This is a genomic window from Actinopolymorpha sp. NPDC004070, from assembly GCF_040610475.1.
In the GTDB taxonomy this organism is placed as follows: Bacteria; Actinomycetota; Actinomycetes; order Propionibacteriales; family Actinopolymorphaceae; genus Actinopolymorpha.
Window position 1 is genome coordinate 145133 of record NZ_JBEXMJ010000012.1, and the last position, 12037, is coordinate 157169.

The window sequence follows — 12037 nt, forward strand, 5'->3', positions numbered from 1 at the left end:
CTCCCGCCACAGCCTCACCTCCGTCGTCGCGGAAAGGATCGGTCGTGCGGACTTCGATCGAGAGCTACGCCATGATCGGCGACCTGCAGACGGCCGCGCTGGTCGGTCTCGACGGCTCCGTCGACTGGGCGTGTCTGCCCAGGTTCGACTCATCGGCCTGCTTCGCGGCACTCCTGCACGACGAGCAGGCCGGCCACTGGCGGATCGCGCCGGCCGACGGCGGCAGCGGCGGCGACGATTCCGGGCGGGCGACGTCTCGTCGCTATCGCGGCGACACGCTGGTCCTGGAAACGCAGTGGGACACCCCGTCCGGCACGGTCCGCGTCATCGACTTCATGCCGCCCCGGGGCCACGCTGCCGACATCGTCCGCATCGTCGAGGGCGTGTCCGGCACGGTGCCGATGACCATGCAGCTACGGATCCGCTTCGACTACGGGCACATCGTCCCGTGGGTACGCCGCGAGGAGTCCGGGCTGTGTGCCGTCGCCGGCCCGGACGCGCTCTGGCTGCGTACGGACGTTCCGCTGCACGGGCGGGACCTGACCACCCACAGCGAGTTCACCGTCCAGGCCGGGCAGCGGGTTCCGTTCGTCCTGACGTACAAGCCGTCCCATCACTCACCTCCGGCCCCGATCGATCCCGAACGTGCGCTGGCGGAGACCGAGGCCTTCTGGACCGGCTGGATCGAGCAGTGCCGGTACGACGGGCAGTGGTCGAGCGAGGTCCGCCGGGCGCTGATCGTCCTGAAGGCGCTGACGTACGCACCGACCGGCGGCATCCTGGCCGCGGCCACGACCTCGCTGCCCGAGCAACTCGGCGGCGAGCGCAACTGGGACTACAGGTACTGCTGGCTTCGCGACGCCACCTTCACCCTGCAGGCCCTGCTCGGCGCCGGGTTCGTCAAGGAGGCGACCGCCTGGCGCGACTGGCTGCTCCGTGCTGCGGCCGGCGACCCCGCCGACCTGCGCATCATGTACGGACTGGACGGCACCCGCCGCCTGCCCGAGTACACCCTGGACTGGCTGAAGGGGTTCGACGGCTCCTCGCCGGTCCGGGTCGGCAACGCGGCCGCCGACCAGTTCCAGCTCGACGTGTGGGGCGAGGTCCTCGACGGACTGCACCTGACCCGGGAGACCCGTATCGGCGCTACCGACGACGCGTGGGATCTGCAGCGCGCGCTGCTCGACTATCTCGAGGGCAACTGGCGCGAGCCCGACAACAGCCTGTGGGAGGTACGCGGGCCACGCCGGCACTTCGTCCACTCCAAGGTGATGGCCTGGACCGGCTTCGACCGGGCGATCAAGGCGGTCGAACGCCACCATCTGGACGGGCCGGTCGACAAGTGGCGTGCCCTCAGGGACGAGGTGCACGCCGAGGTGTGCCGGCACGGTTTCGACGCCGAACGCAACACGTTCACGCAGTACTACGGCTCCAGCGGACTCGACGCGGCGCTCCTGCTCATCCCCCGTACCGGCTTCCTGCCCTGGACGGACAAGCGGGTCGCCGGCACGGTCGACGCTGTCGTACGTGAACTCAGCGTGGACGGTTTCGTGCTCCGCTACGACCCGGGTCACGAGAACGTCGACGGTCTGGCGGGCAGCGAGGGAGTGTTCCTCGCGTGCAGCTTCTGGCTCGTCGACGCCCTGCACGCTCTGGGCCGCCAGGACGAGGCGCGACAGCTGTTCGAGCGTCTGCTGTCGCTGCGCAACGACGTGGGGCTGCTCAGCGAGGAGTACGACCCCCGCACGGGCCGGCAGTTGGGCAACACGCCTCAGGCCTTCAGCATGGTCGGTCTGGTCAACAGCGCCCGGCACCTCGGCGACCCGGCCGGCGCCCTCGCGACCGCATCCGAGCCGCACCACACCCTGAACCTCCCCTGACGGAATCGGCTGGGTCCGGGGACCTCCTGCGGTCAGCCAGGCAGAAGCGCAACTCGACCCGCTCGGTCGGGTCGAGGCGCGTTCGCTCGTCCTGCTCGGTCACTCGCGCCCTCCGTCGAAAGGCCCGTGCCTGCCTGTCTCCCTTCCCAGAACGTGGCGGATACTGGCGCGATGGGTGCGGAGAAGTTGACCAAGGATGAGGTCGAGGCGTTCCTGGCCGCACGGCCGGGTGGCGTGCAGGACCTGGAGCCGCTGTCCGGTGGGGCGTGGTCCTCGGCGTGGGCCTACCGCGCGGGCAATGAGGAACTGGTGGTCCGCTTCGGTCCGGACGCGAGCTGGTACGAGGCCGACCGGACCGCGATGACGTTCGCCGGCCCGGACCTGCCGGTGCCGGAGGTCAGGGAGGTGGGCACCACCGCGTCCGGCCAGGCGTACGCGATCTCGGTGCGGCACCGATACGGGTGGTTCCTCGAGGACACCCCGGTCGAACTTGCCGACGCGACCGGTCCCACCCTCACCCGTCTGCTCGTCGCGCTCTACCGTGTGCCGGCACCGCCGGACGTCCCGGTGGTCTGGCACCAGGCGGGCCCGTCAACCCGGAGTTGGCGGGAGTTCCTCCTTGCCGGCCTGTCCGACGACCCGGACAAGCTGGTGAGTGGATGGGCCGACGCTCTGGCCGAGGACGCGCAGCTGGCCGCGCTGTCCGCGGCGGTGACCGAGCGAGTGAAGTCCCTCGTGGACGCCTGCCCGGAGCGCCGCGACCTCATCCACGGTGACCTCCTGCACGGCAACGTGCTGGTGAGTCCGGATGCGACCCGGGTCGAGGCGGTGCTGTCGTGGAAGTGCTCGGTCCGCGGCGACTTCCTCTTCGACGCCGCCTGGTGCAGCTTCTGGGCGCCCTGGCATCCGGGGATCGCCGCCGCCGACCCGCTGTCCGGGCTGCTGCGGGCCCCGACCGTGCGAGCCGAACCCGGCGCCCTGGTCGACGCCGCCACTCGCCACCACTGCTACGAGCTGCACATCGGCTTCACCCACCTGGGTTGGAACGTGTGGACCAAGAACCACGAGGCACTCGCCGCCACCGCCCGCCGTCTCGCCGACGTTCTCGAACGCGGCCCTCTTCCCCTGACTACCGACTGAGGACGACCGAAACGACTCCCCGCGAAGGGCGACGAGCCGCTACATCTTCCGGACGTTCCGGATTGCTGGGCGACTTGCCTCTCTGCCGTATCGGGACTGGAATCCTCGGCCCGACGAACTCAAGGATCTGGTTCCGGTCCCTCATTCAGGCTCAAGGCTCTACGTGCGGAGGTGAACCGCGCCGAATCGAGGAACGGCGCTGGTCGAGGACGGACAGCCAGGGGTGGTCCGGCTGGGTGAGGGTGATCGTCCCGCGCAACCAGTCGACGTGGGCCGGCTCAAGGAGCGGCAGCGCGGCGGCGAGATCGGCCTCGTCCTTGTCCCGCTGGAGTTTCGCCTTCATGTGCAGCGACACCTCGGGCCGGAGGTAGCGGATCCCGTCGGCTGCCACGAAGGTGGCCTGCTCGAACGGCATCCGGATTCGTCCGTCCCGCTTGGAGATCCAGGTCGTGCCGTCGTGCGGGGTGAGCCCGAGGTCGGCGAGCCAGGGGCTGGCGCCGTCACGTCGCATCCACAACTGCTCGCACCCGTCGAGGAGTTCCTCGGCAGTACGCAGCGGCCGCAGGGTTCCGCCGTGATTCGACCAGACGCACACCTGCGGGAGCAGGTGCGCGAGCACCGCCGGGAGGTCGGAGCCGAAGAACCCGATGTCGATGTCCTCGTGTTCGCGAGGGCGACCGGTGAACGCCTCGATCGACCAGCCGCCGAAGATCCACCAGGGAACGGAGATGCCGTCCAGCAACGCGGCGACCTCGGGCGGGGTCAGGCTCGCCCACGGGCCGTACCTCGTCGTCGTCCATCGAACCGTCCTTCCGAACCGGTACGCGTTCCGGCGCACCGCCGACCGCGTTCACCATCGCCGAGGCTTTCGGCACTCCGGCCGCCATCGCGTGCTTAGCCGTCGGCCTTCTGCCGTACACGGTGGCCAACCACGTCACTCGTGACCTCGACGTGCTGAGCACGCGCGTCGACCGTGTGCCCGAACTCGTTCCGTAGCAGGCGTTCCTGCTGCTCCTACCGGCCCGACGTCTTCTTCGCGGTCTTCGCCACGGCCTTCTTCGCCGTCTTCTTGGCGGTCTTCTTCGCAGCGGCCGCCTTCTTGACGGCCTTCTCCACCACTTCGGTCGCCGGCTTCTCCTCGGCGGGGCGACGCCCCTTCGACCGCAGCCACAGCCGGCCGCGCCCACCCGCGCCGACGACCGTCTTGGTCTCCAGGAACGGTTGCGCCTTGACGAGTTCACTCAGCTTGCCGAACCCGTAGTTGCGCGCGTCGAACGCGGGGTCGGTGCGGTTCAGGTGGTTGCCGAGCGCACTGAGCGAAGCCCAGTCGTCGTCATCGGTGTCGACCCGGTTCAGTGCCTTGGTCAGAACACTCTGGATCGGACGCGGCTGGTCGGCCTTCGTCGACTCGGTCGTCGCGTCCGTCGTCGTCCCGGTCCCCGTCTCGGGTGGAGTCGCGACGCCGGAGAGAACTTCGGTGAACACGAACTTCTCACACGCCTCCACGAAGGCCTTCGGCGTCTTGCGACCGCCGACACCGATGACGCGCTTGCCCGACTCGCGCAGCCGGGTGGCCAGCGGCGTGAAGTCGCTGTCGCTGGAGACGATCGCGAAGCCCTCGACGTTGCCGGAGTACAGCAGGTCCATGGCGTCGATGATCAGCGCCGAGTCGGTGGCGTTCTTGCCGTAGGTGTAGGCGAACTGCTGCTGCGGTGAGATGGCGTTGCCGAGAAGCGCGTCGCGCCAGCCGGTCAGGTGCGGATTGGTCCAGTCACCGTAGGCACGCTTCACGGTGATGGTCCCGTAGCCGGCGAGTTCCTCGAACATCTCCTTGATCAGCTTCGAGGAGGTGTTGTCGGCGTCGATCAGGACGGCGAGGCGGGTGCTGTCGTCGGTCATGAGCGGTAGATCTCCTCGTCCGGGGCTGTCAGTCTCCCGCACGGTGCCCCCGCCCCGCAGCACCAGCCGCCGCTCGACGATGGCGTGCTGCCTTTTCCACGAGGTTTGGGCGGGTTGGTCCCGCCCGGGGGGCGCTTGGTTCAGCGGCGGCGGGTGCCCCCTGCGACCAGGGCCACGCCGACAGCAGCGAAGCCGACCTGGATCGCGAGCTGGATCCAGTCGATGCCACCCGTGTGCGCGACGTTGAGAGCCGAGGCGACGGCGGTGCCGAGGAGGGCAGCGAGAATGCCGATACCGACCGTGAGCAGGCAACCGATCTTCTGCTTCCCGGGCACCACGAGACGTCCCAGGGCGCCGATGATGGCGCCGACGACCACGGCGGCGATGAGCCCATTGATGTCCACGACTGCCTCCTGCTTCGCCGCGCGGCCACCCGGTTGGCCACGGGGACGAGTGACGTTACCAGGGTGGGCTGGCCGAGCGGATCCACAGCCACGGCGGATCCGCGCTCGGCGAAGGCGGCTGCGCGTGGTCGACGACGGCCTCCACACCGGGAGGGCGATCGGTGGTCGAGCGACGAACCGGGGCGAAACGGTCCCGACGGAAGGCATGGCGCCGTTGTTACAGTGCCGCCGTGCATCGCAGCCGGTTCTCGACGCTCCTGATCGACGTTCCCCGTGACGAGGTGCCGGCCGCGGCCGGCTTCTGGTCGGCGGCGCTGGGAGTTCCGGCGCGGCCGGTACCTGGTGAGGAGCAGTTCACCAGTCTTCCCGAGGCGTTCCCAGGACTCGTGATGGCGATCCAGGCGGTCGACGACCAGGCCCGTTACCACCTGGACATCGAGACCGACGACGTGGACGCCGAGACCGCGCGGTTGGTCGGCCTCGGAGCGGTCGAGGTCGACCGGTGGCTCGACTGCCGGATCCTGCGAGCGCCCGGTGGCCACCTCCTGTGCGTGATCCCCCTGCACAGTGATCCGGAGACCTTCGAGAAGCACGCGCACGTCTGGGAGTGACCGCGCGCACGGCGCTTCGCATCCCTCACCTGGCGGCGAACATCACCAAGGTCTGCCCCGGAGCGAAGGTCATCGGCCGGCCCGAGGTCGTGGTGAACCTCGTACCCGCGGCAGCGCGTGGGCGTGACCAGCGGGCGTCGTACGCACGGCCGTTCCGGAGCACGAGCGCGCGACCGGAGCCGACTGTCCTGGTGTAGGGCGTGTAGTTGCCCGCCGAGTCCTTCAGCGTCGAGCGGCGAATGTCGGTGTACTGCACCACGACCGTCGCCGGGGCCGGAGGCGCACCGTCGGTGGCCCGCATGGGAGTGCCGTCCATCGACACCCGCCAGCGCTGCGTCTTCGCCGACCAGCCGAAGTCGGCACGGAACGACGGGTAGCGCACCTGTTGGGACGTCACGGCCCGGCCACCCGGCGGCGGAGCGCCGAAGCGGAAGCCGATGTCGCGCGCGGTGCTCGCCTTCGGCGCCCGGGCCAGGAGCGCGCCTGTCCGGGCGTACAGGTTGTGCGGGGCCGGCCTCGAACCGCCGCGGAAGTACGCCGCGCCGGCGTGCGCCGGTGAGACGTCGTACGCCGGTGATTTGGCGAGCTTCCCCAGCACGGTGGAGTTCGCGCCGGAGTAGGCGAGGGCCGGCCGGCCGAACTGGCGCAGCAACTCGATGTCGGACTCCCGCGCACTCCGCACCGGCCCGAGAGTCGCCGGCACGTGGGAGGAGAAGACGGCGAGGATCCGGGACAGCCCGCCCTCGACCTGTTCGACGTAGATGATGTCCGCTCGGGCCAGACCCGCGGCCGGCCGGGCCGGCGGCACGTTGTCGATCTTCACCGCGAGGACCCGCTTCGCTGCTCCCCGCGCCGGCAGGCCCGTGAACGGCGACCCTCCCCGCACGGCCGACGGCTTCGGCGTGGCCCTCGGCGACGGTGTGGATTCGGGCGTACGGGTCGCCGACTGCGACGGCGTCGCCGTGGGGGTGGGATCGGCTGTCCAGAAGTGGTCACGGCCTGCGCCCATCGCCACCGCGCCGGCGGTGACGACAAGGACGCCGACAACGGCGGCGAGAACGATGCGGAGGGTCCGGTTCATCCAGCTTTCCGATGTATGTGGACGAGCCCCCGACCCGTCGCCCTGTCGTACAAGGGGATTCCCCGTAGTTCGCGGTCGACGTTGCCTCGTCCGGCCGCCCCCGGTCAAGTCGGCGGTCCCGCCGGTCGTGGCGGCTCGAACGCGCGGGCGGCGTAGGCTCCGCGATCATGCAGGCTCCCAGGCTCAGCGGGCGGAAAGTGCTCGGCGTGTTCGCCCACCCCGACGACGAGACCTTCTTCGGTGGCGCGACATTTGCCGCGTACGCCGCGGCCGGATGTGACGTGCGGCTCGCGACCCTCACGGCCGGGGAGGCCGGGGCGATCGGGGGTGGGCCGGCGCGCGCCGCGCTCGCCCGGTCCGACCTCGGCGCTCTCGAGGCGGCGGCCGAAGCGGGCCTTTCGCGGTACGCCTCCGCGTGCGCCACGCTCGGCGTACGCCGGTTCGGCGTGGTGGCCCCTGGCCGCTGGCGCGATGTCGGTGACTCGGGGGCGGGCTCGCCGGCCGCCGGTGACATCGCCGAGATCGCCGAGGCGATCAGGAGGCTGGTGGCGGCCCACCGGCCGGACGTCCTCGTCACGGTCGACGTCGACGGGGTGACCGGACACCCCGACCACGTGCGCGTCCACGAAGCCGTCCAGCGGGCACTCGACCTCCTGGGACCGGCGGACACCCCGGCCATGATGCTCGGTGGCTGCGTCCGCTCCGAGGACGTCGCCACCGCCCGCGAGCGCCTCGCCGGGCTCGTGCCGGGCGGTGAGATCGGTACAACCCAAATCGTCGGGACGTCGGCCGACGACGTGGTGGCGGTCAGCTGGTCGTCCGAAGCAGGCGCCGCCAAGCTGGCCGCACTGGACGCTTACGCGCCCGGCCTCGGCACCGCGCCGCTCACCGGCCTCGCACCCGACCGGCCGCCGGTGGGCGACGGGATCCTGCTCCGGACCATCGCCGAGGTGGCCGGGCCCGCGCGCGAGTACTTCCGCCCCCTCCGAACCTGATGGCCCACCGCGCTTCGGGTCCTTCCGCCCGTGCCGATCCGGGTGCACCATATGCGGCACCACATGCGGCATCACGCACACAGAGGAGCCCGGATGCGCATCAGAATCCTGCTCGTCGCCGTGGCATCGGTCCTCGCCGTGGTCGCGGGCACCGTACCTGCGCAGGCGATCACCCACGGCACCCCCGACGGCCAGCGGCACCCGTTCGTCGGCGAGTTGTTGTTCTACGTGCCCGACGAGGCCGACAGCCGCTTCGACGATCCGGGCTCGTGGTTCACCTGCTCGGGGACACTGCTGAACGGCCACATCGCGGTGACCGCCGGCCACTGCACCTACGGGGTCGGTCTGAACGGCGCGTCGACCACCGCTGCCGGCGGCTCGGGGTCGGGTGGCAACGACGTGTGGATCAACTTCGACGAGAGGCCGAACTTCGACATCCTCACGCCCAGTTCGTCGTACGGCCGGGACCAGAACGGCCGGCGGTACCACGACTGGGCCGCCGCCCTGAACTCCTCGCCGAGCTGGCACCGCGCGACGTCCCACCCGCACCCGCAGTTCGACCCTGACGCGTTCTACCTCCACGACGCCGGTGTGCTCGACCTGCAGGACTCGGTGTCGATGCCGTCGTACGGCAAACTGCCCACGCAGGGCTACCTCGACCAGTTCCAGACCGGCCCGCGGCACGAGGCCCTCTTCACCGTCGTCGGGTACGGCCTGAACAAGGTCCTGCCCGGCCGTGACATCGGCGGCGACACCAGGATGCAGGCCACCACCCAGCTCGTCACGTTGGAGGGCCTGATGGGTCTGCCGTACGGCACGGCCGCGCGGTTCAGCAACAACAACGGCAAGGTCCACCAGGGCGGCACCTGCTTCGGCGACTCGGGCGGGCCGACGTTCCGCGGTGCGAACACCGTCGTCGCGGTCACGTCGTTCGGCGTCAGCCCCAACTGCACCGGCACCGACGACGAGTACCGCCTCGACCAGCCCGACGACCTGGCCTTCCTCGCCGGCTTCGGCGTCACGCCCTGACCTGCTGCTGGTACCCGGCGCTGGCGGTCGCTCACGCGATCCGCTGCGCCGGGTAGCTCCCGGTGACCAACGGGCGAACGAACGCCGGCCGGCCGGTCATCAGCGGACTTGTGGAGTCCGACTCCGGACTTCTGCTGCCGCCGGTGCCCGGTGACCGAGAGGGTGGCGGGGCGGACCTGGGAACATTGACACGATTCACAAGGACCCGCGAAGTACGCCGGTGCGGAGCCGGCCGGCAGAGCAGTTCCCGCTCGAAACACGATCAAGACCAGCGGCAAGGATGATCTAGATGAAGATCGGCGTCATCGGTACTGGGCAGTTCGCCCGCAGTTTCATCTCGTTGTGGCAGATGCATCCCGACGTCGAGGCGGTCTACGCCTGCGACGTCGTTCCGGAGCGGGCGAAGGAGCACCAGGAGAAGTACAACCTGGCCGGCGTGTTCGCCGACGCCGACGAGATGCTCGCCTCCGAGGAGGTGGACTCGGTCGCCGTCATGACGCAGCGCTGGACCCACGGGCCGCTGGTGTTGCAGGCCCTGGAGGCCGGCAAGAACGTCTACTCAGCGGTGCCGATGGCGATCTCCGTCGAGGAGATCAAGGCGATCATCGACAAGGTCGCCGAGACCGGCCTGATCTACATGATGGGCGAGACCAGCTACTACAACCCGGCAGTGGTCTGGGCCCGCGGCAAGGTCGCCGAGGGCGCGTTCGGGCGGGTGTTCTACTCCGAGGGCGACTACGTCCACGACATGGACAACGGGTTCTACGCCGCCTACCAGTACAGCGGCGGCGACGACTGGAAGAAGACCGCCAGCTACCCGCCCATGCTCTACCCGACGCACGCCATCGGCGGTGTCCTCGGTGCGCTGCCGACGTACGCCACCAGCGTGAGCTGCATCGGTATCGCCGACGACCGCGGCGACGGCGTGTTCGACAAGAACGTGTCGCTGTGGGGCAATGATTTCTCGAACATGAGCGCGCTGTTCCACCTCGCCGACGGCGGCGCGATGCGCACCAACGAGTTCCGCCGGGTGGGCTACTGGCAGGGACACGAGTCCCGGTTCCGGTTCTACGGCACCGACTCGGTGATGGAGCAGACCGGTCACGGCGCCACCTGGAGCGTCAAGACCGAGGGCGAGGACTACCGCAAGGGTGACACCCTCGACATCAGCGACCTCTTCTACACCCGCAGCCGTCAGGTGCCGGAGGGCTTCGGCGACGTCGACCCGGCACTGATGCAGAGCTTCGCCTCCGGCACCGCCAAGGTGCAGGACCGCAGCCGGCTGCCCAAGGAGTTCGAGGGCGCGCACAACGGGCACGAGGGCTCCCACCACTTCCTGGCCGACGACTTCGTTCGGGCGGTGACGACCAAGACCCAGCCTCCGGTGAACGCCTGGAAGGCGGCCAGGTTCACGCTGCCGGGTGTCATCGCACTCGAGTCGGCTCGCCAGGACGGCGCCCGCCTGGAGATCCCGGACTTCGGCGACGGTCCCGAGAACCCCAACTGGTGAATCGCCAGCGGTAGCTGACGTACGGGAGCCGGGCCGGAGTCGCCGCGGAGTGTCGCGGCGCCTCGACCCGGCTCCTCGGTTTCAGCGTCACGGCATCGAAGGCGTCCCGACCTTCTCAGGTCGCTGGACCGGACCGGGCGGATTCTTCCGCGGAGGAATCGCCGACGGTCCGGGCCCAGGAGAGGATTCGTAGCGCGATCTTCTCCGCGTCCTCGTCATCGGTGGTGATGACCGTGGGGATCAATTGGCGTGTTTCAGCGGCGTCGGCCAATGCGTCCTCGATCCACTCCGGGGACCAGCCACGCGTGCGGAGGCGAGCGCGCCTGAGCTGGTCGGCGCAGTCGAGCAGGGCCCAGTGCACGGGCCCGTCCTGGTCCGCTGTCGTGGTCAGCTCCTCCGGGTACGGCGTGGGGCCGAGCAGGAGGACGGGGTGACCGGCTCGCCGGACGATGTGGACGATGCGATCCCACATCCGGTTGTACGCCGGCCAGTTCGGTTCCGCGTCCGGGAACGCGATCGGTACGCCGAGCAGGGCACCGTCTTCCAGCAGTTCGTCCTGGTCGATCACCACCAGCCCCTGCCCTAGCCGGACGAGCTCGGGCACGAGCGTCGTCTTCCCGACGCCCGGCGCACCGGTGACCAGGAACAGGGGAACAGAGGTGGGTCCGGACGTCACCCGGCGCACAGTAGCGCCGGGCGGCCACGGCAACCCAACGGATTTGCTGCAGGGTCAGGTCGCCGTCACCGAAGTCTCATTCGAGGATCGGGTCGTACATGAACATCCGAACCCACTGACCACAGCGGTGGGCGACGGCGATCTTGGCGGCCCACTCCAGCGCGGCTTCGTGGGTGGGCGCCTTGACCACAGCGAAGCCGCCGAGAGGTCTCGTGGTCTTCGGGCGGGGGCTGTCGGCGACCGTCCCGTCGGCCGTGACCGCGCCGACCCAGGCCGGCGTACTTTCGTCCGGCGGCTCGTAGTCCAGCCCGCCGCTGAAGACGTACACCCCGGCGTCCATGGTGTCCTGGATCGCCGCGTGGGAGGTCTCGCCGACCGAGGCCCACTCCTCGTCGGGAAAGTCCATGTCGCCGTTGTCGAACGAGATCAGGTAGCGCGCCGGCCCGTCACCGTCTCGCCTGAGCGCGCGGACCTTCTGCGGAGTGCGGCAGCCGGCCGCGACCCTCCCGCCCCACTCCAGCGCTGCCTCCCGGCCGGGCACCTCGACGATCGTGACGCCGCCGAGGAGTTCCTTGCTCTCCGGGTACGGGCCGTCGGTCACCATCCCGTCCGTGTCGACCACGACGGACTTCACGTCGTGGTCGAGCTCGCCCGCGAAGACGAACACCCCTGCCTGCATGGCCTCCTCGCGGACCGCCTGCACGGCCTTGGCGACCTCGGGCAGGTCCTCCGCGGGGAGGTCCGTCGCAGCGTTGTCGAACGAGATCAGGTACCGCGGCATCTCACGACTCCTTGTTCCGGCGGCCTCCTTC

At 69.9% G+C, this 12037-nt stretch carries 12 protein-coding genes; 6 read left to right on the forward strand and 6 right to left on the reverse strand.

The annotated features are described in order from the left end of the window. The first annotated feature begins 44 nt into the window (after positions 1-44). Both ABZV93_RS22120 and ABZV93_RS22125 read left to right on the forward strand, forming a co-directional pair. On the forward strand, positions 45-1880 hold the full coding sequence (locus ABZV93_RS22120) for a glycoside hydrolase family 15 protein (RefSeq protein WP_354939147.1): 1836 nt from the start codon (positions 45-47) through the stop codon (positions 1878-1880). Positions 1881-2051: 171 nt separating this feature from the next. After that, the gene (locus ABZV93_RS22125) at positions 2052-3020 is read left to right on the forward strand and encodes an aminoglycoside phosphotransferase family protein (protein WP_354939149.1); all 969 of its coding nucleotides are present in this window, start codon (positions 2052-2054) and stop codon (positions 3018-3020) included. 151 nt (positions 3021-3171) lie between these two features. Here the strand turns inward: ABZV93_RS22125 and ABZV93_RS22130 are convergent, their stop codons facing one another. The 3 genes from ABZV93_RS22130 to ABZV93_RS22140 form a co-directional block, all read right to left on the reverse strand. Further along, positions 3172-3858, reverse strand: coding sequence for a hypothetical protein (locus ABZV93_RS22130; protein ID WP_354939151.1), 687 nt, complete (start codon positions 3856-3858; stop codon positions 3172-3174). 176 nt (positions 3859-4034) lie between these two features. After that, complete coding sequence (locus ABZV93_RS22135) at positions 4035-4919, reverse strand: NYN domain-containing protein (protein ID WP_354939153.1); 885 nt, start codon at positions 4917-4919, stop codon at positions 4035-4037. 140 nt (positions 4920-5059) lie between these two features. Continuing rightward, complete coding sequence (locus ABZV93_RS22140) at positions 5060-5323, reverse strand: GlsB/YeaQ/YmgE family stress response membrane protein (protein ID WP_354939155.1); 264 nt, start codon at positions 5321-5323, stop codon at positions 5060-5062. Positions 5324-5553: 230 nt separating this feature from the next. Here ABZV93_RS22140 and ABZV93_RS22145 point away from each other — a divergent pair, with 230 nt between their 5' ends. After that, positions 5554-5934 (forward strand): VOC family protein, encoded by a 381-nt coding sequence (locus ABZV93_RS22145; RefSeq protein ID WP_354939157.1) that lies wholly within the window; start codon positions 5554-5556, stop codon positions 5932-5934. 25 nt (positions 5935-5959) lie between these two features. On the opposite strand, the gene ABZV93_RS22150 is transcribed toward ABZV93_RS22145, so the two are convergent. Continuing rightward, positions 5960-7015 (reverse strand): DUF3048 domain-containing protein, encoded by a 1056-nt coding sequence (locus ABZV93_RS22150; RefSeq protein ID WP_354939159.1) that lies wholly within the window; start codon positions 7013-7015, stop codon positions 5960-5962. A 167-nt stretch (positions 7016-7182) separates the two neighbouring features. Between ABZV93_RS22150 and ABZV93_RS22155 the strand changes: the two genes are divergently transcribed. From ABZV93_RS22155 to ABZV93_RS22165, 3 genes are all read left to right on the forward strand, one after another. After that, positions 7183-8010: a PIG-L family deacetylase gene (locus ABZV93_RS22155; RefSeq protein ID WP_354939161.1), complete on the forward strand. Its 828-nt coding sequence runs from the start codon at positions 7183-7185 to the stop codon at positions 8008-8010. Between the two features lie 93 nt (positions 8011-8103). Next, the gene (locus ABZV93_RS22160; protein ID WP_354939163.1) at positions 8104-9039 is read left to right on the forward strand and encodes a trypsin-like serine protease; all 936 of its coding nucleotides are present in this window, start codon (positions 8104-8106) and stop codon (positions 9037-9039) included. A gap of 289 nt (positions 9040-9328) precedes the next feature. After that, on the forward strand, positions 9329-10549 hold the full coding sequence (locus ABZV93_RS22165; RefSeq protein ID WP_354939165.1) for a Gfo/Idh/MocA family oxidoreductase: 1221 nt from the start codon (positions 9329-9331) through the stop codon (positions 10547-10549). Positions 10550-10664: 115 nt separating this feature from the next. Here the strand turns inward: ABZV93_RS22165 and ABZV93_RS22170 are convergent, their stop codons facing one another. Continuing rightward, positions 10665-11225: an AAA family ATPase gene (locus ABZV93_RS22170; RefSeq protein WP_354939167.1), complete on the reverse strand. Its 561-nt coding sequence runs from the start codon at positions 11223-11225 to the stop codon at positions 10665-10667. Between the two features lie 76 nt (positions 11226-11301). After that, positions 11302-12006, reverse strand: coding sequence for a YciI family protein (locus ABZV93_RS22175; protein ID WP_354939168.1), 705 nt, complete (start codon positions 12004-12006; stop codon positions 11302-11304). Positions 12007-12037: the final 31 nt, after the last annotated feature.

Excerpts from the sequence above, each read along its gene's own strand:
- ABZV93_RS22155 (WP_354939161.1), top strand. The coding sequence starts at position 7,183 with ATGCAGGCTCCCAGGCTCAGCGGGCGGAAAGTGCTCGGCGTGTTCGCC.
- ABZV93_RS22160 (WP_354939163.1), top strand. The coding sequence starts at position 8,104 with ATGCGCATCAGAATCCTGCTCGTCGCCGTGGCATCGGTCCTCGCCGTG.
- ABZV93_RS22175 (WP_354939168.1), bottom strand. The coding sequence starts at position 12,006 with ATGCCGCGGTACCTGATCTCGTTCGACAACGCTGCGACGGACCTCCCC.
- ABZV93_RS22135 (WP_354939153.1), bottom strand. The coding sequence starts at position 4,919 with ATGACCGACGACAGCACCCGCCTCGCCGTCCTGATCGACGCCGACAAC.
- ABZV93_RS22150 (WP_354939159.1), bottom strand. The coding sequence starts at position 7,015 with ATGAACCGGACCCTCCGCATCGTTCTCGCCGCCGTTGTCGGCGTCCTT.
- ABZV93_RS22125 (WP_354939149.1), top strand. The coding sequence starts at position 2,052 with ATGGGTGCGGAGAAGTTGACCAAGGATGAGGTCGAGGCGTTCCTGGCC.
- ABZV93_RS22165 (WP_354939165.1), top strand. The coding sequence starts at position 9,329 with ATGAAGATCGGCGTCATCGGTACTGGGCAGTTCGCCCGCAGTTTCATC.